Origin of the sequence: Gordonia sp. (in: high G+C Gram-positive bacteria) (genome assembly GCF_052106715.1) — a bacterium.
Classification (GTDB): Bacteria; Actinomycetota; Actinomycetes; order Mycobacteriales; family Mycobacteriaceae; genus Gordonia.
On record NZ_JBQEDL010000025.1, the window covers coordinates 1 to 22863 of the forward strand.

At 65.3% G+C, this 22863-nt stretch carries 23 protein-coding genes and 1 riboswitch; of the genes, 7 read left to right on the forward strand and 16 right to left on the reverse strand.

What is annotated here, in order from left to right; translation table 11 throughout:
* Positions 1-254: 254 nt before the first annotated feature.
* Positions 255-920 (reverse strand): TetR/AcrR family transcriptional regulator, encoded by a 666-nt coding sequence (locus ACTIMF_RS13165; RefSeq protein ID WP_442350749.1) that lies wholly within the window; start codon positions 918-920, stop codon positions 255-257.
* A gap of 578 nt (positions 921-1498) precedes the next feature.
* Here ACTIMF_RS13165 and ACTIMF_RS13170 point away from each other — a divergent pair.
* On the forward strand, positions 1499-1936 hold the full coding sequence (locus ACTIMF_RS13170; protein ID WP_442350750.1) for a hypothetical protein: 438 nt from the start codon (positions 1499-1501) through the stop codon (positions 1934-1936).
* Here the strand turns inward: ACTIMF_RS13170 and ACTIMF_RS13175 are convergent.
* The 13 genes from ACTIMF_RS13175 to ACTIMF_RS13235 all read right to left on the reverse strand — a co-directional run bounded on the left by ACTIMF_RS13175 (position 1930) and on the right by ACTIMF_RS13235 (position 15328).
* A complete protein-coding gene (locus ACTIMF_RS13175; protein WP_442350751.1) occupies positions 1930-2646 on the reverse strand; it encodes an SDR family NAD(P)-dependent oxidoreductase in 717 nt (238 codons plus the stop codon). The genes ACTIMF_RS13170 and ACTIMF_RS13175 overlap by 7 nt on opposite strands.
* Positions 2643-3389 carry an enoyl-CoA hydratase/isomerase family protein gene (locus ACTIMF_RS13180; RefSeq protein ID WP_442350752.1) on the reverse strand — a complete coding sequence of 249 codons (747 nt, stop codon included), beginning with the start codon at positions 3387-3389 and terminating at the stop codon, positions 2643-2645. The genes ACTIMF_RS13175 and ACTIMF_RS13180 overlap by 4 nt, the downstream gene beginning before the upstream one ends.
* Positions 3389-4249: a 3-hydroxyacyl-CoA dehydrogenase family protein gene (locus ACTIMF_RS13185; RefSeq protein WP_442350753.1), complete on the reverse strand. Its 861-nt coding sequence runs from the start codon at positions 4247-4249 to the stop codon at positions 3389-3391. The genes ACTIMF_RS13180 and ACTIMF_RS13185 overlap by 1 nt, the downstream gene beginning before the upstream one ends.
* The gene (locus tag ACTIMF_RS13190) at positions 4246-4797 is read right to left on the reverse strand and encodes a DUF6158 family protein (protein WP_442350754.1); all 552 of its coding nucleotides are present in this window, start codon (positions 4795-4797) and stop codon (positions 4246-4248) included. Before ACTIMF_RS13190 ends, ACTIMF_RS13185 begins: the two co-directional genes overlap by 4 nt.
* Positions 4798-4873: 76 nt before the next feature.
* On the reverse strand, positions 4874-5425 hold the full coding sequence (locus ACTIMF_RS13195) for a gamma carbonic anhydrase family protein (RefSeq protein WP_442350755.1): 552 nt from the start codon (positions 5423-5425) through the stop codon (positions 4874-4876).
* On the reverse strand, positions 5422-6303 hold the full coding sequence (locus ACTIMF_RS13200; protein ID WP_442350756.1) for an amidohydrolase family protein: 882 nt from the start codon (positions 6301-6303) through the stop codon (positions 5422-5424). Before ACTIMF_RS13200 ends, ACTIMF_RS13195 begins: the two co-directional genes overlap by 4 nt.
* A gap of 11 nt (positions 6304-6314) precedes the next feature.
* The gene (gene fdxA / locus ACTIMF_RS13205) at positions 6315-6644 is read right to left on the reverse strand and encodes a ferredoxin (RefSeq protein WP_442350757.1); all 330 of its coding nucleotides are present in this window, start codon (positions 6642-6644) and stop codon (positions 6315-6317) included.
* 35 nt (positions 6645-6679) lie between these two features.
* Positions 6680-7732: an NAD(P)/FAD-dependent oxidoreductase gene (locus ACTIMF_RS13210; protein ID WP_442350758.1), complete on the reverse strand. Its 1053-nt coding sequence runs from the start codon at positions 7730-7732 to the stop codon at positions 6680-6682.
* Positions 7729-9318: a benzoate-CoA ligase family protein gene (locus tag ACTIMF_RS13215; RefSeq protein WP_442350759.1), complete on the reverse strand. Its 1590-nt coding sequence runs from the start codon at positions 9316-9318 to the stop codon at positions 7729-7731. Before ACTIMF_RS13215 ends, ACTIMF_RS13210 begins: the two co-directional genes overlap by 4 nt.
* Before the next feature lie 2 nt (positions 9319-9320).
* Entirely contained in the window at positions 9321-11021 is a 1701-nt protein-coding gene (boxC, locus tag ACTIMF_RS13220; RefSeq protein WP_442350760.1) for a 2,3-epoxybenzoyl-CoA dihydrolase, read from the reverse strand.
* A 48-nt stretch (positions 11022-11069) separates the two neighbouring features.
* Entirely contained in the window at positions 11070-12563 is a 1494-nt protein-coding gene (gene boxB / locus ACTIMF_RS13225; protein ID WP_442350761.1) for a benzoyl-CoA 2,3-epoxidase subunit BoxB, read from the reverse strand.
* 64 nt (positions 12564-12627) lie between these two features.
* Complete coding sequence (gene paaZ, locus ACTIMF_RS13230; protein WP_442350762.1) at positions 12628-14193, reverse strand: phenylacetic acid degradation bifunctional protein PaaZ; 1566 nt, start codon at positions 14191-14193, stop codon at positions 12628-12630.
* Between the two features lie 280 nt (positions 14194-14473).
* A complete protein-coding gene (locus ACTIMF_RS13235) occupies positions 14474-15328 on the reverse strand; it encodes a PaaX family transcriptional regulator (protein WP_442350763.1) in 855 nt (284 codons plus the stop codon).
* A 274-nt stretch (positions 15329-15602) separates the two neighbouring features.
* Positions 15603-15801, forward strand: a riboswitch (cobalamin riboswitch).
* Between the two features lie 27 nt (positions 15802-15828).
* Here ACTIMF_RS13235 and ACTIMF_RS13240 point away from each other — a divergent pair.
* The 3 genes from ACTIMF_RS13240 to ACTIMF_RS13250 are packed head-to-tail and all read left to right on the forward strand — an operon-like array spanning position 15829 to position 18621.
* Positions 15829-16794 carry an ABC transporter substrate-binding protein gene (locus ACTIMF_RS13240; protein ID WP_442350764.1) on the forward strand — a complete coding sequence of 322 codons (966 nt, stop codon included), beginning with the start codon at positions 15829-15831 and terminating at the stop codon, positions 16792-16794.
* Positions 16795-16801: 7 nt separating this feature from the next.
* Positions 16802-17845, forward strand: a complete 1044-nt coding sequence (locus ACTIMF_RS13245; RefSeq protein WP_442350765.1) for a FecCD family ABC transporter permease — start codon at positions 16802-16804, stop codon at positions 17843-17845.
* The gene (locus tag ACTIMF_RS13250; RefSeq protein WP_442350766.1) at positions 17842-18621 is read left to right on the forward strand and encodes an ABC transporter ATP-binding protein; all 780 of its coding nucleotides are present in this window, start codon (positions 17842-17844) and stop codon (positions 18619-18621) included. Before ACTIMF_RS13245 ends, ACTIMF_RS13250 begins: the two co-directional genes overlap by 4 nt.
* 328 nt (positions 18622-18949) lie before the next feature.
* Here ACTIMF_RS13250 and ACTIMF_RS13255 read toward each other — a convergent pair whose 3' ends face one another.
* Positions 18950-19765, reverse strand: coding sequence for an ImmA/IrrE family metallo-endopeptidase (locus tag ACTIMF_RS13255; protein ID WP_442350767.1), 816 nt, complete (start codon positions 19763-19765; stop codon positions 18950-18952).
* Entirely contained in the window at positions 19765-20091 is a 327-nt protein-coding gene (locus ACTIMF_RS13260) for a helix-turn-helix domain-containing protein (protein WP_442350768.1), read from the reverse strand. The genes ACTIMF_RS13255 and ACTIMF_RS13260 overlap by 1 nt, the downstream gene beginning before the upstream one ends.
* A gap of 633 nt (positions 20092-20724) precedes the next feature.
* Here ACTIMF_RS13260 and ACTIMF_RS13265 point away from each other — a divergent pair.
* The 3 genes from ACTIMF_RS13265 to ACTIMF_RS13275 are packed head-to-tail and all read left to right on the forward strand — an operon-like array spanning position 20725 to position 22799.
* A complete protein-coding gene (locus tag ACTIMF_RS13265) occupies positions 20725-21507 on the forward strand; it encodes a hypothetical protein (protein ID WP_442350769.1) in 783 nt (260 codons plus the stop codon).
* Positions 21494-22123 (forward strand): SUMF1/EgtB/PvdO family nonheme iron enzyme, encoded by a 630-nt coding sequence (locus tag ACTIMF_RS13270; protein WP_442350770.1) that lies wholly within the window; start codon positions 21494-21496, stop codon positions 22121-22123. Before ACTIMF_RS13265 ends, ACTIMF_RS13270 begins: the two co-directional genes overlap by 14 nt.
* Entirely contained in the window at positions 22116-22799 is a 684-nt protein-coding gene (locus tag ACTIMF_RS13275; protein ID WP_442350771.1) for an HAD family hydrolase, read from the forward strand. The genes ACTIMF_RS13270 and ACTIMF_RS13275 overlap by 8 nt, the downstream gene beginning before the upstream one ends.
* Positions 22800-22863: the final 64 nt, after the last annotated feature.

Below are 22863 nucleotides of genomic sequence, written 5' to 3' on the forward strand. Positions count from 1 at the left end.
ACACCAGCAAGCACATACATTGTTTGCGTCAACCATTTTCAGGCCGACCTTCCCAGGCTAGCAGGACCGCGATTTGCTAGGCAAACCGCCGTGATCCTGCGTTACTGGGCCCACACGATTTCCGCCAGCCGATCGTGTGATCATCTGGCGGCAGGTGTTAGGGGCTTGTCTTCGCGGCCGAACCGCTCTGACTCGACATAAGTTACGCACATCCAAACGGAGCGTCAAATCCGCTGGTCAGGGAGGTGTTGGCATCAGCTGTCCGCGACCCTCAACATGGGGAGCAGGTAGGAGCGTGCGATGTTCTCAAGTTGGGCGGCGTCCTCGAGTTCGACCTGCCCACCGGGTGTCGTGACAAACGACCCCGTGATGCGGGCAATCAGTTCGGCCGCCAAGTCGGGATCGACCGAGGCGTCCAGGTTGCCTGCGTGCTGCTCCTTGCGGAGTGCGGTCGCCACGAACTCGCTGACCGCGTACATGTTGCGGCCGCCTCCACCGCCGACCAACCCCGGCACAAGCGCGGGGTCGTCGGCGATCAAGCGCTTGATGAGGGGGTTGGACCAGATCTGTTGGATCGACGTCACGAAGCCGGTCACCAGTCGGTCGGCGAACGACTCCGCTTCGGCCATCGCCTTCTGGAAGTAGGCGAGGTAGCTCGTCAGTTCGCGGGCGATGACCTCGTCGACGAGGGCGTCTTTGCTGTCGAACTTCCGGTAGATCGTGATGCGGGAGGTTCCGGCTCGTTTGGCGACGTCCTCCATGGAGGCGCCTGCCACGCCGTCGATGCAGAACTGCTCGTACGCCGCGATCAGCAACTTGTCCCTGGTGGCGTCCGCCGATCGCTGTTCCACCGCGCTGTTGGCCCGCCGGGTCGCACGCTCGAACAACGTGGGGGGAGTAGTCGTCTCCTCGATCGTCATCGGTCCGATCCTACCTCTCTAACCATCCCCCTTGTGACGGCGGTCACCGGGTGCTACGTATGTTACAGATTTAGCCTAACTGTTTCATTGCGGTCGTTCGAGACGAGGAAGACATGGAAGATCTGACACGCCGTCGCGTATTACGGGGCGGGGCCGGTACGGGGGCTGCGCTGCTCGCGGCGCCCGCATTCGGGTGGACGTCCGCGCTCGCTGGCGCCTCCCCCCGGCCAGGGACCGACGACCGACGCGAGGCACACGTGGGACGACGACCCGGATCGACTGATCGCCGATATCTATCAGCACCGCGACGTCACCAAGGTCAACAACGCATTACGCGGGTGGACGAAGAACGGCCAGAGCCTCCCGAAGTCACTGTGTCAAGACGCGTCTCATCCATTCCGCGGTCCGGCATCTACTGCCTCAGCAACACCAGTGGTCGTCCCGGATGCCGCACCAGGAGAAGCCGATCACCCAGGCAGACCAGATGGTGACCTGGCACAGCCTGCCGACGACGGTCATGCGAATGCTCAAGCGATGGCAGGTGCCGATCGATACGGCCGAATCCGCCGGTTTCCTGCATGCCGGCGACGTGGGCCGACTCCGAGGCGCAGGCGAAGATCGCGCTCGACCCCGTCCTCAAGGGCACCACCGAGGGCCGCAAGCTTGCCAACATGCTGCTCGACCTCGGGTTCAACCTCGACCTCACGCTGTTGTCGCGCGGCGTCCTCGGTGCCCTGACCCGATTCATGCTCGGCGACCGAATCGCCGGCGAACTCCGCATTCCGCGCGAACCGGTGTGGGATCCATTGCTGGAGACCGCGTGGGGTCCCTTCATCCTCGTCCGTGAAGGCGTCCTGCAGGCCGGCATGCCGAAGGAGGCGACTGGACCTTCGACGAGATCCTGCGCCAGTTCGTCCTTCTCTACATCTCAGAGCTGCGGATGCCCATCAGTATCGAACTGCCGTACACGAACAACCCGCATTACAAGTAGCCCGTGCGGTGTCTCCGGTCAATAGAGGCCGCCGTCGGCTCCGATGATCTGGCCCGTCACCCAGCTCGAATCGGGAGAGAGCATCAGGTCGACCGCGCCCGCGACGTCGTCCGGGGTACCGAGACGCCGCATAGCGTTGGCCGCCGACATCGCTGCGACGGCCTTCTCGGCCGTGGTGCGGTGCAGGGTCTCGGTGTCTGTGGACCCTGGCCGGACGACGTTGACCGTGATCTGCCGTTTGGCGAGTTCCTTCGCGGCCACCCGCACCGCTCCTTCGACGCCCGCCTTCGCGGCGACGTAAGTGACCTGGCGCGCCGGAGCGATGCCGACGGCCGCGCTCGACAGCATGACGATCCGGCCGCCGTCGACCACTCGCCGAGCCGACTCCCGCAACACGAGCAGGGCCGACCGGAGGTTCAGGGCCAGACTCGCATCGATCGCATCGTCTTCGACGTCGGTCAGGCGCGGGTAGTCCCACCCGCCGACACAATTGACGACCGCGGTGATCGGACCCAGCTCTTCCGCAGCGTCGAACGTCGCCACGACGTCAGAGGTCACTGTCAGGTCGGCACGTCGGACGACGACGTCGCCGCCGTCTGCGTTCAGCTCCGCAGCCAACGCGTCGGCGCGCTCCGCGTGGTCGAAATACGTTGCGAGCACCGGTTCCCGACGTGCGACCCGTGCCACCACGGCCGCGCCGATTCCGCCGCCGCCACCGGTGACGAGAGCTGTCATGCCTTCTCCTTCTTACGATCCAAGAACGCCGTCATGCGTCGGTCCTTCTCCGCTGTCTCGAACAGGACCGCTTGTGCCACGTTGTCGAACGTCGGGTGCGCCGACCGCGGCATCTGCAGAGCCAGTTTGGTCATCCGCACCGCGAGAGGGGCGTTCCGCAGTATGCGGTCGACCCAGCGGTGCGCGGTCGCCAGGAGGTCATCGGGCTCGACGACCTCGTTGAGCAGGCGCACGTCCCTGGCTTCATCGGCGTTCAGGGTCCGGCCCGCCAGCAGGATCTCTTTGGCGAGCGGCTCCCCGACCAGTTCGATCAGACGCCACGACGCGCCCGCAGCCGCGAGGATCCCCAGGCCGCCTTCGGGATTGCCGAACCGAACGCTCGGCGTCCCGATCCGGAAGTCGCAGGCGTATGCCAGTTCCGCGCCGCCTCCGAGCGCGTATCCGGCGACGGCCGCGACCGTCGGCATCGGCAGTGCTGCCATCCGGTCGAACACTGCGGAGTTGACTCCGGCCAACGCGTCGACGTTTCGTCGTTCGCGCAGTTGTCCGATATCGGCTCCACCTGCGAAGATTTCGGACCCACCGGTGATAATCAGCGGCTTCGGGTCCTGTTCCAGCCGGTGACAGACGGCGTGGAGCTCGGCGACCATCTCGGCGTCGATAGCGTTCTTCGTCGCAGGCCTGTCCAGGGTGACGACGACGCGGTCGCCGGTTTCCGCTACGGCCAGGCGCTCGGCGCTCATCAGTCGTCCCATTCGTAGAATCCGCGACCCGATTTACGTCCGAGGTCACCGCGTTCGACCATGTCGACCATCAGCTGAGGCGGCGCGAAACGCGGACCGATCTCCTGTTCGAGATATCGCGAGATGCCCAGCCGCACATCGATTCCGACAATGTCGGTCAGTTTCAGCGGCCCCATCGGATAGCCGTAGCCGAGTTCCATCGCCGCGTCGATGTCGGCGGCCGACGCAACGCCGTCCTCGACCATCCGAATCGCTTCCAGTCCGATGGCGACGCCGAGGCGGCTGCTGGCGAATCCGGGTGCGTTGCGTACGACGACTGGGGTCTTGCCCATCGCACGCACCCATCCCGCTGCGCGTTCGGTCAGTGCGTCATCGGTGGCGTCGGCGTAGACCACCTCGATCAGTTTGGAAGCCGGTACCGGGTTGAAGAAGTGCAGTCCGACAAGACGTTTCGGGTCATCCAACGCTGCGCCGAGCACGTCGAGCGAGATGCTGCTCGTATTCGTCGCGATCACCGCGTCACCTGCGACGACACCCTCGATGCGAGTGAGCGTGTCGGTCTTGAGTGCCACGTCTTCTGGAACCGCTTCCACGACGAGTCCAGCCGGTGCGAGGTCGTCGACGCTCGTCGTGCACGAGAAGCGGGCGAGAACGGAAGCGGCGTCATCGAGCACACCGCGCCGAACGCTCGCATGAACGGCACGCTCCACCCGTTCGGAGGCCCCGACAGCCGCGTCGGCGTCGCGTTCGAGCACCGTCACCCCGCTGCCAGCCAACAGCATCGCGTGCGCGATGCCCGCGCCCATGCGTCCACCGCCGACGACACCGCAGGTCTGTGGGAGTGCGATCGTCTCGCTCACGCGCTCGCCTCCGACAGTCGCAAGCGACCGGCGGCGGTGAGGACGCGGTCGGACTGCTCGGTGACCAGCAGCGGCGGATCGGACTGGTAGAGCTTGGCCAGGGCCGAACGCTCCAGACCGACCTCGCGGGCCGCCTGATGCACCTCGAGTTTGTGCATGCGATTACCCTCGGACTCCGCGATCCGCGACAACAGTGCGACGACGGGATCAGCGACGTCGCTCGACGTCTGGGGGCCGGTCGCGGCAGGCTCGTGATCCAGGAGGGCCGTGATCTGGACGAGGATTCCGCGCAGAGCCTGCTTGAGGACGTCCAGCTCGGACTGCTCGCCCGCGGCGCCGCCCGAACCCTGCCAGGTGCGCATCGGGTGCCTACGCAGATACTCCTGCTCCAGTTCGAGCATCCGCGCGGTATGGGTGGCGAACTGTTCCGCAGTGCCGTTGAGGAACACCCAGTTGCGCGTCTCGTGCGCGGTGGTGCCCTGCTGCTCAAGTTCATCGTCCGACAGCTCGTGCGCCGGACGTCCGGTGGTGCTGGTCGTGGGGGTCATGAGATCTCCTGTGGGTGGATCGGGCTGGTAGGAGGGTGTAAGTGGGACTTCGAGGAGGAGGAAGCGACGGGTCGAGTCAGCGACGTGAGACGGTGGCGATGCGAGGCTCGGCGACGCGGATTTCTGCGCGGTACCGGCGGGCGTTCGCGCGGTATTCGCCGACGCCGTACGCGATCCATTCCGATTGATCGGACGGATCCACGTCGCGGGGGCGGGCGGGCACACCGAGAAGCATCGTCCCTGGCGGCGCGACCGTGTCCTCGGCGACGAGCGCCTGCGCACCGACAACGCTGTCGGAACCGATCTGCGCGCGGTTGAGGACGACCGCGCCCGAACCGATGAGGCAGCGGTCACCCACCGTGCAACCCTCGAGGTGCGTGATGTGGCCGACGACGCAGTCATCACCGACGATGGTCGGCCATTCAGGGGTCGTGTGCAGGACCGTATTGTCCTGGATGGACGTCCGTTCACCGATCACGATCGCGCCCATGTCGCCGCGCAACACAGCTCCCGGCCACACCGAGGCCTCAGCGCCGAGCGTGACGTCTCCGATGACGACGGCGTCCGGGTGGACGTACGCAGTGGGGTCGACGGTCGGCGTCACATCACCGAGTGCGTAGAACGTCATGGCGTGTCCCTTCCGACAGCGAGGTGGTCAAGGCCCGCGTATACGGCGAGCGCGTTGCCACCGAGGACGAGATCCGCTGTGGCATCGTCGAATCCGAGGTCGGCGACGGCCTGCGCGTTGGCCGCGACTCCCGGTACCCCCGGCCAGTCGGTCGCGAATATCCACTTGCGTGACAGGCGTTGCAGACTGAACTTCGAGTAGTAGTCGGGCAGCCGCTTGGGCGGCAGACCCGACAGTTCGATCCAGACGGTCTCGTACGCGAGTGCCATGAACGCCGCCTGGTCGTACCACCAGCCGCGTCCGCCGTGTGCGAGCACGACGTTCAACGTCGGGAAGTCACGGACCACCGGCAACAGGATCTCCGGGTCGGCCAACTCGTTCATCGATCCGGGAAAGGTGCTGGTTCCGCAGTGGACGATGAGCGGGACGTCGCGCTCGACGAGGACTTGGTACGCGGGATACAACGCGCGGTCGTCACACCGGAAGCCACCGTGGACCGGATGCAACTTCAGTGCAGCCGCACCGTGGTCCAGTTGTCGGGACAGCTCCCTCGCGATGGGAAAGTGCAAGTGCGGGTTGACATTCGCCACTGGCCGAAAGCGCAACGGATTGTGTTCGACCAGCGGAAGCAGATCGTCGAAGAGCTGCATCCCGGTCGCTTTCGGGCTGTACTCGCACAACAGAAGCGCGCCGTCGACGCCCTGCGCGTCGAACACCGCGTCGAGCTGCGCCGGAATCGGCGCCCCGTCGGAGTCCCACACGGTCTCCAAGAGTCCGTCGGGTCCGAACTCCCTCGCCCAGTCGATCCACGCCGGAGCCAATGTGTCGAGCATCGGCACGTGGACGTGCGCGTCGACCAAGAGGTGTCCGTCAAGCACGTCGGCTCACCTCACAGGTCCGCAACCATCGGGGTGTCGACGCCGAGCGCACCGACCTTGTGCGACCCGCCTGGAGCCCCGAGAGGCTCGCCGCGGCCGGGCAGTGCCAGTTCGAAGAACGCTCGGTTGTCGGCGACGAACGCCTCGTCGTCGTCCTCGACGCGACGGTCCTGACTAATCGCCTCCACTGGGCAGACCGGCTCGCAGGCACCGCAGTCGATGCATTCCTTCGGGTTGATGTAGAGCTTGCGGTCGCCTTCGTAGATGCAATCGACCGGGCACTCCTCGGTGCAGCTGCGGTCCATCGTGTCGACGCATGGACTGGCGATGACGTATGGCATGACTGTTTCCTCCTCGTGAATCCGGGCGAGGCCGGCTAGTGCGGGTTGTCCGTGGAGTGTCCGGGAAAGAGCATCGCGTCCGGATCCAGATGCACCGCAGCGTTGTTCACCGCCGTAGCCACCTCCCCGAACCCGACCGCGATGAGTCGGACCTTGCCGTCGTAGTCGGTGATGTCGCCCGCCGAGAACACTCCGGGCACGTTGGTGCGCATCGCCGAATCCACGACGAGATGGCGGTTGTCGTGTAGTTCGAGCCCCCAGTCGCGGAGCGGGCCGAGGTTGGCGGTGAACCCGAGTGCGGCGACGACGCGCTCGCACTCGAGCACGTCGGTGCCCGCGCCTTTCGTCTCGACGATCGCCTTCTCGATGCCTGCGCCACCGTCGAGGCCGGTGACCTGCGCATTGATCATCACCGCGATCTCCGGGTGCGCGAGGACCTTGTCAACACTGGCCTGGTGGGCGCGGAACTTGTCGCGCCGGTGGACCAGCGTGATGCTCCGTGCGATCGGTTGGAGCATCAGGCACCAGTCGATGGCCGAGTCGCCGCCACCGACCACGACGACGTTCGCATCGTGGAACGGCGCCGAATCGGGCACGAAGTAGTCCAGACCGCGGCCGAGGTAGTCCTCGCCCGCAGGCAGCGCCCGCGGCGTGAACGTGCCGATGCCGCCAGTGATGACCACGGCCCCGGCGTCCACCGTCGAACCGTCCGACAGTCCGACATGGTGCCGTCCGTCGGTGGTCACCTCGTGCGTCTGCGCCTCTCGGCCGAGTAGATACATCGGATCGTACTGACGCGCCTGCTCGACGAGGTCGGCGACGAGCTTGCGGCCCGTGACCGCCGGGAAGCCGGCGACATCGTAGATCTCCTTCTCCGGATACATCGCGGTGATCTGTCCGCCGAGCTGGCTCAGCGAGTCGACGACCGCGACACTCAGACCGCGGGCACCCGCATAGTAGGCGCCGAACAGACCCACCGGGCCCGCACCGATGATGAGGACATCGACCCTGGAGTCGGCTTCCCTCGAGCCGGTCACATCCCCCGTCGCTTCGCTCGCCCCGGTCACATCCCCCGTCGCTTCGGTCATGATGCAGCTCCTGTCAATTGCCCTGCGCCGTCCGCGAGTTGTCGGCGGACGATGAATCGTTGAAGTTTGCCGGTCGCCGTCTTCGGCAGCGACGGTGCGAAGACGATCTGGCGGGGCGCTTTGAAGTGCGCCATTCCGTCACGGCACCAGGTGATCAATTCGGCCTCGTCTACCTGTCCCCCGCTCGCGGACAGGACGACGGCGGCGACCGGTTTGTCGAGACCGTCCGAGTCGGCGATGCCGACGACAGCCACTTCGATGACCGACGGATGCTCGAGCAGACGAGACTCGACTTCGGCGGGCGACACCCAGATGCCCCCGGCTTTGAACATGTCGGAGTTTCGGCCCAAGCACGTGTAGTCGCCGTTCTCGTCGCGCACATACGTGTCGCCGGTGATCAACCATTCGCCACAGAACACCTGACGCGTGGCGTCGGTGCGCCGCCAGTATCCGAGCGCGATCGACTCGCCGCGCACCTGCAGCGCGCCGGGAGTCCCGTCCTCGACGAGTTCGCCGTTACCGTCGCAGATCCGCAGTTCGTATCCCGGCACCGCGGTTCCAGTGGTGCCGGGAACGATGTGGTCCGGCCGATTCGACAGGAAGATGTGCAGTGCTTCGGTGGAACCGATGCCGTCGATGATGTCGACGCCGAACCGCTCCTTGAAGCGACGCAGCAGCGGCGCAGGCAGCGGTTCTCCCGCGGACGTCGCCAGCCGCACCGACGCGAACGCGTCGTCCGGCAGATCGCTGTTGAGCAGCGCCGCAAAGAAGGTCGGCACTCCGCCGAACAACGTCGGCTTATCGGCGATCGCACGCTCGGCGACGATCGCTGGCGTCGGACGGCGCCGCTCGAGCAGCGTCGTCGCCCCGACCGACAGCGGGAAGAACACCGAGTTTCCGATGCCATACGCGAAGAACATCTTCGCGATCGACAGGTAACGGTCGTCCCGCGTGATCCCGAGGACACGGTCGCCGTACGTCTCGCACACGTGACGGATGTTGGCGTGCCGGTGCATGGCGGCCTTCGGGAAGCCAGTCGTGCCCGAGGTGTACAGCCACAGCGCCCACGAGTCGTCGGCGGTGGGAACGATCTGCCGGGTGTCGGGTGCGGCGGCGGCCCCACTTGCGACGAACGCGGGCCACGACCATCGCGCGACACCGTTCGGGACCTTCAGGTCGCCGTCACCGTCGAGGACCACAGTCGCGACGTCTGGCGCCGCGGTCAGGCCTTCGTTGACGGCGTCGACGAACTCACTGCTGCACACGACGAGATGTGCACCCGAATCGGCCATGATCTTTCCGAGTTCCGAGCCGTTGAACATCGTCGATATCGGCACCGCGACGACCCCGGCGCGGAACGCTCCGAGGATCGCGGCGAGCATCGGGATGTCGTCGGCCATGACGATCAGTACGCGGTCGTCACGGTGCAGGCCTGCGGTCCGGTACGCGGCAGCCGCGTCGCCGATCAGACGGTCGAGTTCGGCGTACGTAACGGTGGTGGTACCGACTGCTGCAGTCCGGTCTCCATCGCCGGCGTCCACGCGCCGGGTGACGAGGTATTCGGCGGCGTTGAAGTAGTCGGCCATGACTACACCCGGCCGAAGTCGTACTCGCCGCGCTGGCCGCTGCCATACCGGCGAAGCGCACCGTCGGGGCCGGAAGCGTTGGGCCGGATGAAGATCCAGTTCTGCCACGCGGTGAGGCGACCGAAGATCTTGGTCTCCATGGTCTCGGGTCCGACGAATCGGTGGTTGGCCTCCATGCCGGTCAGCGAATCCGGCGAGAGCGCGGCCCGCTCCTGCAGCACGATCCGCAGTTCGTCCTCGAAGTCGATGTCGTCGAGGGCGACGGTCACCAGTCCGGCGGTGTCGGCAGCGGCCGCGTCGAGGGCGGTGCCGATCGTGGCACGGGCTGCGTCGAGGTCGTCGTCTCGGCCCCAGAAGCGGGACTCGATCCGCGAGAGACCGTTGCCCATCGGGTAGACACCGTCGTTGGACGCCGTCAACTGGATCGTCGCGGGAGTCGCGTCCGGGTCGACGTCCTCGTAGACGCCGTCGAGCATGTACTGCCGGTCGGAGGCGAGGGCGATCTCGGCGAGCAGGCCGACGAACGCGCTGCCCGGTTCGATGACGCTGATCAGGCTGCGACTGGTGACGTCCAGACGCTTCATCACGCGCTTGTAGTAGTGACGGACCTCGTTGACGAACCAGTCGTCGCCGTTCTCCAACAGCTGGGTGTCGTAGGCGAGCGCAGTATCGGCGTCGCCGACCACGCGAAGCACCCAGGTCCCCAACTCGTTCTCGTTGGTGCGCAGGTGCAGGATCAGGTCGTCGAGTTCGCGGGTCACGGCGAGCGGCCAGTAGTCGACGCCCTGCGCGAGGGCGGCCGCAGCGTCGGCGGGCGGCGCGTCGGTGGGCGCCTGCACGGTGATCTCGACCTTGCGGCCGTTGCGATCCAGCGTGGCCGACACATGCGGGTAGCTGATCTCGGTGTCGGTGATCCGACGGTCCAACGGAGTCAATGCGACGCCCTGCCCACCGGGACGGTGTGAGGATGCCGCACGCTCGTGGGCGCGGGTGGTGACGGCCTCGTCGAACGCGTTGCGTGGCACCGTCGAGTCGATGAGACCCCATTGGACGGCGGTATCGCCGCGGTAGCCCTCCGACTTGGTCGCGAACATGTCGGCGCGGTCCTTTCGGACGTGACGCTTGTCGACCACGCGGGTCAGGCCGCCGGTACCGGGAAGGACACCGAGCAGCGGGACCTCGGGCAGCGAGACCGTCGACGAGTTGTCGTCGACGAGGATGATCTCGTCACAGGCGAGTGCTACCTCGTAGCCGCCGCCCGCCGCCGTTCCGTTGAGCGCGGCGATCCACGTCTGACCGGAGTTCGACGTGGCGTCTTCGATGCCGTTGCGGGTCTCGTTGGTGAATTTGCAGAAGTTCACCTTCCACGAGTGGGGCGACTGCGCGAGCATCCGAATGTTGGCGCCCGCACAGAACATCCGCTCCAAGCCGCCGGTGAGGACCACCGACTTGACCTCGGGGTGCTCGAAGCGAAGACGCTGCGTGATGTCGTAGAGCTCGATGTCGACGCCGAGATCGTACGAATTCATCTTCAGCTGGTAACCGGGAACCAGGCCGCCGTCCTCGTCGACTTTGAGTGTGACGGTGGCGATCTCGCCGTCAGTGACGAGCGTCCAGTGCTTGTACTCGTCGGGATCTGTTGCGAAGTCGACGACTGGTGGCGCGGTCTGATCGGAAGTGGTCGGTTCGTCGAGAACAGTCATGGCTGCAAGTCCTTCGGATGGTCGGGATGGGCTGTTCCGGCGCGGCTCTCAGGCCAGGCCTTCTTCGGCCAGATGGACGTAGTCGAATTCGACGGGCTGCGAGTTGATACCCGTCTTGGGCGGCGCGATCCAACCGGCGAACTCGCCGTACTCGTACTCGGGCACCATGAGCGCGGCGACGGCCTCACGGTCCGCGTTCGACGGCAGCCAATCGTCCTTGCGCGCTTCCCAAGTCGCATCGTCGAGGACTTCGCCGTCCGGGCTGACGTTGACGTCGGCGTACACGCCGACCTTGCGGTGGAAGCCTTCGTGCGGGAGGGTCAGCCGTTGTTCGAGTTCGGCGTCCTCGAGTTCCTGATTCCAGCGAGCCACGCCGTTGGCGCAGTCGGCGACGTACTCGTTACGCAGGTCCAGGTTCAGCGAACCGAGCGCCGACACCGCCTTCTCACGGATCTCGCCGTCCTCGACGTAGGTCATGGTCCGCTCGTCGTCGACGAGGACGTGGTCGTCCTTGCGACGGGTCTCCTGCCAGCGGCCTTTGAGTCCCTCGGAGTAGTAGTTACCCGCGTTGGTCGACTGCTCGGAACCGAACAGGTCCATCGATACCGAGAACTGGAAGTTCAAGTACTTCTGGATGATCGACAGCGGGATGACGCCCGCCTCGAAGAGGGTCTTCTCGTCGTCGGTGCCGAGTTCCTTCATCTTCTCCGCGGTCTTCTCGACGGTGCGCTGGACGCCGGTGGTGCCGACGAACATGTGGTGGGCCTCTTCTTTGAGCATGAACTCGCAGGTGCGGGCCAGCGGATCGAACGCCGACTCCTTGAGGGTGCCGAGCTGGTACTTGCCGTCGCGGTCGGTGAAGTACGTGAACATGAAGAATTGCAGCCAGTCGGTGGTCTCCTCGTTGAACGCTCCGAGGATGCGCGGGTTGTCGAAGTCACCCGAGTTGCGCTGCAGCAGCTTCTCGGCCTCCTCGCGGCCCTCGCGACCGAAGTACGCCTGGAGCAGGTACACCATGGCCCAGAGGTGTCGGCCTTCTTCGACGTTCACCTGGAACAGGTTGCGCATGTCGTAGATGCTCGGCGCGGTGGCGCCGAGGACCCGCTGCTGCTCGACGGAGGCCGGCTCGGTGTCGCCCTGGACGACGATGAGGCGCATCAGGTCGGCGCGGTACTCGCCGGGAACCTCGTCCCAGACGGGCTCGCCCTTGTGCTTGCCGAAGTTGATCTTCTTATCCGGGTTGGCCTCGGCGAGGAAGATGCCCCACCGGTACTCCTCCATCGGAACGTGATCGAAGTGCGCCCACCCGTCGCGTCCGACGGCGACCGCGGTACGCAAGTACACGTCTTTGGTCGGAATCGCGGGACCGAGGTTGCGCCACCAGTCGAGGAACTTGGGCTGCCAGCCTTCGAGCGCGCGCTGGAGGCGCCGGTTGCTTGCCAGATCGACGTTGTTCGGGATCTTCTCGCTGTAGTCGATCTGGGAGAGGGGTCCGCTGGGCTTGGGGGCTTCGCCGGTGCGGTCGGTGGTGGAGCTGGTCATGGTGTCTTCTCCTGTGTTGTTCTCGGAGTGGTTGTTTCTGCGTGGTCGAGCGCGGGCAGACCGCTCACGCTGGTCGAGCGGGATAGAGACTGGTGAGGAAATCTGGCCCGCCTTGGACCGCCGTGCGCTGCATGTGGTGGTAGACCGCTCGCAGTCCGCCTTCTTCTTCGCCGCCGCCCGCGCGGCCGGGGCCGCCGTGGACGAGCTGCGGCATCGGTATGCCGTGGCCGGTCGACTCGGGCGCGCTGTCCCGGTCTAGGACGAGGACGCGGCCGTGGTGGGCCGCGATGCCCAGGACCGTCTCCTTTGCGAAGTCGGCGTCGGCGCTGACCACCGACGCGGCGAGCGAGCCGTGCCCGCGAGCCACCTGCGCCGTGACGTCAGCAGACGATCCGTCGTACGGGAGGAGCGTCGAGACTGGACCGAACGCTTCGACGTCGTGCGCGGTCTGCGAGTTCTCGTCGCCGCGCAGCAGGATCGGGGCGAGGAACGCTCCGATGCGAGCATCCGCACCGACGACGTCGACGGAGTCCGGGTCGCCGACGACGATGCGAGCGTCCGCGGCGAGTGAGGCGATCCGAGTGCGGACGTCGTCTCGCTGGTCGGTGCCGACGAGTGCGCCCATGGTGACGCCATCGGCTCCGGGTGCTCCGACGACCACGTCGCCGAGCTTGGCGGCGAGCGCGTCCTGCACGGCGTCGAGCTGGGCCGCCGGGACGAATGCGCGGCGGATAGCCGTGCACTTCTGTCCGGCCTTGGTCGTCATCTCAGTGACGATCTGGTCGACGTACAGGTCGAACTCCGCGCTTCCCGGGGTCGCGTCGGGTCCCAGTACTGAAGCGTTGAGCGAGTCGGCTTCGGCGGTGAAGTGCACCGACCGGCCGACGACGCTCGGATGTGAGCGCAGGGATGCTGCGGTGTCGGCCGATCCGGTGAAGCCGACACTGTCCTGACCGTCGAGAAGATCGAACAGCCCGTTGATCGGGCCCGCGACGAACTGCAGCGCGCCATCGGGCAGCGCACCCGATTCGACCATGATGCGTACGGCGTGTTCAGCGATGTACGCCGTCGGCGTCGCGGCCTTCGCCAGTGTCGGGACGCCCGCGAGGAGTGCGGGCGCGAGCTTCTCGAGCATGCCCCAGACCGGAAAGTTGAAGGCGTTGATCTGGACTGCGGTGCCCCGTCGCGAGGTCAGGATGTGCCGTCCGAGAAACAGACCTTGTTTACCGAACTGGGTCGGAGCATCGTCTTCGACGATGACCGTGCCGTCGGGCAGTCCTTTGCGCGCGAGTCCGGCGTACACGATCGCCGTGCCGAACCCGCCGTCGACGTCGACCTTGGCGTCGGCGCGAGTGGAGCCGGCTTTCGCGGAGAGCTCGTACAACTCGTCCTTGCGCTCGCCGAGCGCTGCGGCCGCCGCTTTCAACGACGCGGCCCGCTCAGCGAACGTCATTGCGCGAAGGGCACTTCCGCCGACGTCGCGGGCATAGGCGAGCACGTCGGCGAAATCGACGTCGGCGGCAGCTATCCGAGTGACCGGTTCGCCGGTGACCGCATCCCGGACGACGCGAGCGTCGCCGGTGCCGGTACGCCACCGGCCGGCGAGATAGCTGGGGAGACTGTCGATCACAGAGGACTCCATTCGGGGGCTGTCGGGTGTTCCTCGATCTGAGAAACACTCTACAACTCTCTGGCAGTTCGTCAACAAATTGTCACATATTTAGGGTGACCTAACCCACTTGACGTCGATAAATGTGATGCAGAAACATTCCGTGGCGCAGCCTCGTCTCCCGTGCCGCAGCCTCAACTCCGTCGCTGCCTGCTCATTGCGGGGGGCGCCGAGTGAGCTGACGGTGCGACGAGGAGAGTGAGGCTGCGGAAGCCGAACCGAGACTGTGCGAAGCGCGCGATCAGATACGCTGCGCAGCGCTCGCCTGCAGCTCGTCCCAATACGCCTGGGCGCGGCGATGCCACTGCGCATGACGGTCATGGAACACGGCCGCAGACCGCGGACCGGGCCATTCATGGTCGAGTAGCTCTCGTGGCAGGTCCGGATCGAGGAACGGGAAGCGACGCCACTCCTGCACGAGCTCCACCTGCGCGACGAACGCTTCGGTCGTCGACTCCGCGCGCCGCTCAGAGAACAACCCGAGGAAGTCGACGTATCGCGATTCGACGTCGGCGAGGTCCCAGGCCGCCGACACGAGGGCCTTCTCGTCGCCGATCCCAGACGTCGCCCCGACCCAGGAGAAGGTCTGGCGCGACAGTCCGAGGTCATCGATCACACGTCGGACGTCGTCCGCCTTAGACGTGTCTGGAGTGATCCAGAGGCCCGACTGCGGAGAGCCGAGTCCGAGCCAGGTGAACCGAGTGCGGAGGCGGTGCCGCAGTTTGCGCTGTGTCTCCGGGATCGAGACCGCCAGGGTCAGCCATCTGCCGTCCCACGCGGGCGCACTCCGCATGAAACCGTAGATCCGCTCGGTCCCCTCAGTCAGAAGGTCGACGCCCGATCCGGTCAGTTCCCACGCGCTGCGTCGGCCATGACGACTCGAGGCGAGCAGCCCTTCAGAAGAGGTGCGCGACAGCGCTTGCCGAGCCGCACGCTCCTCGACGTCGTGGAGCGCAAGCGCATCCAGGATCGTCGAGGTCCACACCGGTTCTTTGCGGGGCAACGCGAACTCGCCGAGGATCGTCAACAGAAGCGAACGAGCGCTGGCCGATCCGACTTCCCGCCGACGACTCAGCGGGTTCGAGCCTTCAGCCACGGGTCCTCCTCGACGATCAACGGGCGGTCGCCGCCCCGATTCAGCACTATATCGACCGCCGACGACGTAGATCGTGACCGCGAACACCCGCCGTCGAGCGCGGCGGCCGCAGCAGAGCTCCGCAGACACGCACCGCACCCGTATAGGTCTACTCCTAGATTGATCGCCTGAAGGGTCAAGCGTTGGGAAACGTTTCGCGTTGTGAATGCGCGTCTTGCACTGCGCGCTCGCGGCGAATTTGCGGAATCGTCGGTTTCCTCCGACTGCCGATACACTCGTCGCGATACGTCACGGTGTACGGGAAGTCCGGTGAGAATCCGGCGCGGACTCGCCACTGTGAGCAGGTCCGGAAGTCGTCTGGAGTGAAAGCCTCCAGCCACTGAACCGGCGGCCGACAACGGTCGCCATTCGGGAAGGCACGACGCCGGGAGCCCCTGCTGAGCCAGGAGACCGGCCGCGGCGTACCCCGTAATTCCACGAGATCTGGAAAGGGGGTCGCTTTGCGTACCCTGACGAAGTTCACCGTGCTCGCGAGTCTCGCCGGCACACTGGCACTGTCCGCCTGCACCAGCAGCGACGACGCCGACACCTCTGACGCCTCCATCACGCTCACCAACTGCGGCCGAACGATCACCATGGACGTGCCCGCCGAATCGGCGATCACCGTCAACCAGGGGGCGACGGAGTCCGCACTGGCGATCGGCGCGCAAGACCAGATGGTCGGCACGGCCTACCTCGACGACGCCATCGCGCCGAAATGGGCGGAGGCGTACAACGGCATCGAGGTTCTCGCCGAGGAATACCCCGATCGCGAGACACTCCTGGAGAAGCGTCCGGACCTCGTCACCGCGTCGTACTCCTCGGCCTTCGACGACAAGGCCCTCGGCAGCCAGGACTCGTTGGCCGAGTTGGGTGTCGCCTCGTACGTGTCACCCTTCGGTTGCGACGACAAGTCGCAACGTCCCGAGCCGTCGTGGGACGCGGTCGCCGGAGAGACCCACGATTACGGCGTCCTCTTCGGCCGCACCGATGAGGCGAACGAAGTGAACCGCGCGATGCGGTCGACGCTCGACGAACTCAAGAAGCGAAACGCCGGGGCCGACAAGACTCTGATGTGGTGGGACTCCAAGACCGACAGCCCGTCCGTCGGCGGGCGCGACGGCGGCCCTCAACTGGTCATGGACGCCGTCGGCGCGACCAACGCCTTCCACACTCTTTCGGGCAACTGGGCCGACACCGGCTGGGAGTCCGTTCTGCAAGCGAACCCGGACGTCATCGTGCTGGTCGACGCCGAATGGGACCCGGCAGACGCCAAACGCCAGTACCTCGAGTCCGACCCGGCCCTACGGGAACTGGACGCCGTCAAGAACGCGTCGTACGTCGTCTTCCCGTTCTCCGAGAGCACGCCCGGTGCACGAATGATCGATGGCGCGGTCCGACTGTCGGACGCGCTCGCGAAGCAGTAGGCCGCGCGTGCTCAAACGGGTGCGCAGCACCCCGTCGTTCGTCCTCTGGATGGTCGGGCTGACAGGGCTGCTCCTCGTCAGCATGGGACTCGGGGTGATCATCGGCTCGGCCGACCTGTCGCTCGGCACCGTGACCGACGCGATCCTCGGGCGACTCGGACTGACCTCGGGAGTCGACATCCTCGATGAGCACATCGTCGTCGACCTCCGGCTCCCGCGGGTGGTCGGCGCCGCGGTGATCGGTGCGGGCCTCGCGGTGTGCGGCGCCGTGCTTCAGTCATTGACCGGCAACCAACTCGCTGACCCCTACATACTCGGAATGTCGGGCGGCGCCGCGCTGGGCGCGTCAGTCGTCCTGAGCACCGGTATCGGGTTCGGCACCCTCGCAGGCGGCCCGGTGGTGTCCCTGGCCGCATTCGTCGGGTCGATGTCCGCACTGGTCCTGGTGTTCGCCATCTCCGTCACACGCGGCGGCGCACTGATGCCGGGCAGGCTGATCCTGGCGGGTGTCGCGGTAGGACTCTTGGCGTCGGCGCTCAGTTCTGGACTGATCTATTTCGGGCCGCACGGGACCGCCGAACGAGTGATGTTCTGGTCGCTCGGCTCGGTGGCAGGCGTCCGATGGAACACGATGCTCCTCACCGTCGTCGTCACCGGGGTAACGGTGGTGGTCGTGCTCTTCTGCGCCAGGACGCTCGACGCGTTCGCGTTCGGGGAGCGGGCTGCGGCAAGCCTGGGAACGAACGTCGCTCGGACCCGATGGGCCCTGTACGCACTCGTGTCGCTGTGCACCGCCGTCCTCGTCGCCCTGTCGGGGATCATCGGCTTCGTCGGATTGGTGATTCCGCACCTGGTGCGCTTCCTCGTCGGACCGCTTCATGCGCGCGTGCTGCCGATGGCGGTTCTGGTCGGCGCGCTGATCGTGGTGTGGGCCGACATTCTGGCGCGCAGCCTGATGCACGCGCGGGAGCTGCCGCTCGGACTGGTGACGTCGGCGATCGGCGTACCCGCGTTCATCTGGCTGCTGCGCAGGCAGAAGGGATTCGAGTGAACATCGAAATCTGCGGCGTCGACTTCGCCCTCGGCGCGAACCACATCCTGCGAGACGTCACATGCACTGCGGCTTCCGGCGAGTTCACCGGGATCATCGGTCCGAACGGATCTGGCAAGTCGACTCTGCTGTCGATGATCATGCGCTGGCAGCGGCCAGACGCCGGTCACGTCCTACTCGACGGTCGTGACGTCCACAGCGTCAAACGACGGGACTTCGCCCGCACCGTCGCCGAGGTGGAACAGCAGTCGGCGACGGCCATGCAGTTGACGGTGGAACAGATCGTCGAACTCGGGACCATCCCGCACGGTTCGAGCTGGGGTCGCCCCCTCGGGGAGTCGATGACGGGGGTCGACGACGCGATCGACGCGTTGGGCCTGCACACGCTGCGACGACGCACCTGGCACACACTGTCGGGCGGTGAGCGGCAGAAGGTCCAAGTGGCGCGTGCCTTGGCTCAGCGTCCCACCGTGTTGGTGCTCGACGAGCCGACCAACCACCTCGACGTATCCGCCGGGCTCGGGCTGCTCGACACGGTGCGGCGGCTGGATCTGACCGTGGTCGCCGCCATCCACGACCTGAACCTGGCCGCCATGTACTGCGATCGCCTCGTAGTTCTCCGCGAGGGCGCGGTGCACGCAGTCGGAACGCCAACCGACGTCCTCACCCCGACGCTGCTGGCCGAGGTCTACGGTATCGACGCCGAGGTGATCGGCCACCCACGGACCGGCGGACCGCTGGTGGTGTTATGCGAATCGATGGAGCAGCCGAAATGACGTCTCCTGACTGGGTGATCGTCACCGCGCCCACCAATCGCGGAGCGGACCCTGCTGCCGAACTGACGCTCGCACTCACCCGACTCGCTCGGCGCCGGCCCGACGTCGTGTTCGCGACGGCGGTGCTGGGCGGGCACTCGCCCACGATCACCGAGACACTCGACGACGCCAGTCACGCCGGGGCCCGGTGCATCCTCGTGCTGTCGGGCCAGACGGTCCCCGATCGGAAGATGGACGCGTGGTTCCGGCGCGTCATCGGGCACTTGTTGCGTTCCCGGCCGACTGAGAGCACCTCGGGCCGGTTGACTGGGTTGGCCTACCTTGGCGGTCATGAGGACGCGCCGCCCTCCTCCAGATCACTCAAGTCGAGATCGATCTGCGGCAGTTCATCGATTTCGAAGTCCTCCGCATCGACGCTTTGCGGAACGATGCCGATTTCCGCAAGCTCGGCCACGACAGTGCCTACAGGCACCCCACGCAAGGTTGCCACGGCCTGAGCCGAGAGCACTCCAGCGGCATATCCAGCGACGGACCGCGACACCAGCGCCTGAGGAGCACGGAGACGATTCGAGTCGTCCTGGAGCGTGGCGTAGAAGTCACTCCAGCCGAACCGCGTAGCGAGATACCGCGTGCTGAGGCTCCTCCATGCGTCAACCGTCGCTTGTGAGATCACCCCGGCGTCTCTCAGAGCAATCGCCGCCATCGCCGGAGAGACGAGGTAGCGCTGCACGACGGTGGACAGGACTCCTTCATTCGCATGATCCACGTCATCGAGGACCGCCTCGAGGCCGCCTAGTGGGACGAGCAGGTGACGCGCGAACGCGTCGGCGCGTATCTCTTCCGACCCTCGCAGGGCGAGGTCATCTATCTCGTCGTCGAAGACCACGTGCGCCAGTTCATGCGCCAGCGTGCTTCGCTGACGCATGGGATGCGGGGTCCGCGCGACCCCGATGAACACCCGCCCCCGCGCCGGGTCACGCATCGTCAAACCGTGGGCATCGGGCACCGCATCGAGCACCGCGACATCGTGCCCTGTGGTCTGCTCGATCAGAGCGACGAGGTCCCCGAGAGGCTGCACGCCCAGCTGATGCTTCCCGCGGAACTGTTCAGCAGCCGCCTTCGCGTGTTGCTCTGCGCTCGGCATCACGCTGCAGGAATCGCGTGGTCATCGAGGTAAGCGTCGATCTCCATGAAGTGCAGGAGTCTCTGCCGCATAGCGGCCATGTCTGCACCGTTCACGGATCGGGCCGCGCACGTCACACGATCCGCAACAGCACTTCCCGTCAACTGGGATACCGTGCATCCCAGAGCATCCGAGATCAAAATGACCTCGGGCATCTTCGCCGCGCGCTCACCGCCAAGAATGCGATTCAGAGTGGACTGCGAGATGCCCGTCCTATCCGCCAGCGTTCGCTGCGACACGCCTGCCGCCATACGCGCGCTCTCGATCGCGGCAACAATATTGTTCATCACTCCACCTCCTGAATCACTTCACCTAACTTGATTCAAGTCAATCGTGCGACGGGTTCACAGTTCAACACCGCACGGGTCCAAGCAGACAGCGTCTCTCCCACGCGAGGGCTAACGCAGGACCGTGCGATGGCTGGCAGGCGCGGCACACCGGAAGTCGATAACGACCGTATTAAGACGACGAGTGGTCCGCGACCCTCGTCTCCCCCGTCATCGCCAAGCATGCGCGAGCCATCGTGCTCCGATCGCCCAGTCCGGGAACCGCGACCTGAGCGAGCGTCACCCCGCTCTCACGGTCACGGGCAACCCCGACCACATCATGCAGCCCCGCAAATCGTCGTCGTGCGGGCATGGCGTGGAGTGTGACTACACCGCACTCTGTGCCGGTGACGAACCTGATCCCAAGAGCGCGCGACCGTGTCGTCCTGGCCGACGCGATCGACATTTCGTTGGTCCCGTCGACGACATCGGTGCGAAACGCGAGCTTCGTCTTCTGCCCATCTTCGTCGCCCGTTGTCGTCAATATTCGGAATCTTGTCGACTCTATCTATCGGTCAGCTGGCTCACCTTGTATAGCGTCGCCTGGGCTGGACGTGATGATCGGTCCGTCTCGGAGTCAATGATTGTTCTGAGGTGAGTGTGGAGGAAACAAATCTGACGGTCCTTATTGGGCATCAGCGGTCAGGCACAAACTTTGTCAACGATTTGTTGCAGAGCAGTGGACGGGTCGAAAGTGTCAACGAGCCGTTCTCGATGTTCTACTCTTCCACTCGGACGCATCCGGACCGTGCGCTGAGAACGGCTCGGTCGAAACAGATTGCGCTGCAATTGCGTCGGTGGGCCGGTGAATCTCCGCGCGGGGTTGCCCCGATGTTCAAGGAGACCTGTTTCATTCACGACGCCCAGTCCCTTCGAGAATTGTTTCCCAGAATTCGCGCCGTGGTCGTCACGCGGGAGCCAGCGAACATCGTGGCCGCGATCATGAGAATCGTCGAGCGCGAGCAGTTGTGGAACCTGCAAGCGCGTATCGCTACGGCGCGCAACGCTTCGTGGGTAACCGATTTCGCTTCGCCAGAAGAGCAGGAAGCATACGAGTTGGCTCGCATGGTCATCGATGCGTACCGGAGGTTTCGACGGGTGTTTCCGTCGTCAGTGCAGATCAGCCTGGAAGCGCTGCTGACTGACAGCGACCGTGAAGTCCCGCGAGTGGCCCGAATTTTCGGCGAGACCGATCCCGAGGTGTTTCATCGCTTCATCGACGAATATTCGGTCGATAAGGGAGGGCGATATTCGACTTTCCGTCGACCCGAACACGTTTTGACTAACGATCGTGAAATGGGGGGAGATTTTCATGCAGGCATCGCCCGAGCGTGCGAGGACACTGGGTATACCCAGAGCGTCAGTGACGCTGGCTGACGGACGAGTCCTCGCGGTGGCGTTGTCACCGATCACCAACGACCAGGCGGTAGATGCCCTCAACGGGCTGGCGCTGACCGATCCGGACGATGTAGCGGAGGTGGTCAACATCGACAACCCTGATCAACCACTGACACTCGACCCAGAACTCGGGTGGTCGGTTTCGGATGAGTCGGCACCGTTGCCTGCGATCCTGTTCACCTGGTACGGCGCTAGTGCGCTGTCGCAGTGGTTCGGTGGACGATTGCCCACTTTCGTCGAGCGCACCGCTATCGCACGTCTCGACTTCCCCGATTCCCTGTACCCATGGGGTGATCGAGAACCGACCCCGGACGACGCAAATTTCGCCGAACACGTTGGTGCGCTGTCGGTGCCAGGAAGCTACCCACCGTTGTCCAACGGCGTCTACGACATCTCAGGAAACGTGGAAGAGTGGTGCGCCGACACCCTGTTCGAAGCTCGTGGCGGCAGTGTGCAAGTCGCTCTCGACACTCGAAGGCTCGTCACGGGCGGTGGATGGAACAAGCCATCCGAGTTATTGAAGGTAGGGGTGGCTCGCCACCGCGCCGCGCATTTCGGCTCCGTCTCGATAGGTTGGAGACCGGTCTTTGACTGACCCGCAATTGGTGATCGTCGACCTCGACGACACCCTGATCAGGTCCACCGACCTCAAGCGCTCAGCGTTGACCGCGATCGCTGAACACTTAGAGGTGCGGCAGGACGCAGGCACGTTGCTCGCCCGATTCGACGAGCAGGACGCGTCCGCGTTCGAGCAGATGACGACGGGTGATATTACCGTGCAGGACTACCGTGCACACCGCTTCGATTGGCTCGTTCCGGCAGGGCCTAATCGAAGAGATCTGATCGACGAGTGCAACACGCTGTTCATGAAGATCTGCAACAACCCCGGCACAAGCGAGGTGATGGCGGGCGCGGCGGACGCGCTGCATACGTTGCACACCAGAAGAGTCCGTGTTGCCGTACTGTCGAACGGCCCATCGGACGGGCAGCGATCGAAGCTGCATAGTTCAGGGCTCGGCGACATGGTCGACTACGTCCAGATTTCCGGGGAGGTAGGCGTAGCCAAACCGGACCCCCGCGCGTTCTGTCGCGTACTCGATCGGTTCGCGGTCGCCGATGCGTCGGCAGCGGTAATGATCGACGACTCATCGCGCAATGACCTGGCGCCGGCACGTGCGCTGGGCATAAGAACTTGCCATTTCACATCGGAATTCCTGCCGGACGGCGCGTCCCGGTGGGGGTACCTGCGATCGATTCTTCTGGAGGGCTGACCCATCTCTGGACTCCCTTTCCCCGACATTCGTACCGGTTACGTCGTCAAGGTCGACCTGCGCA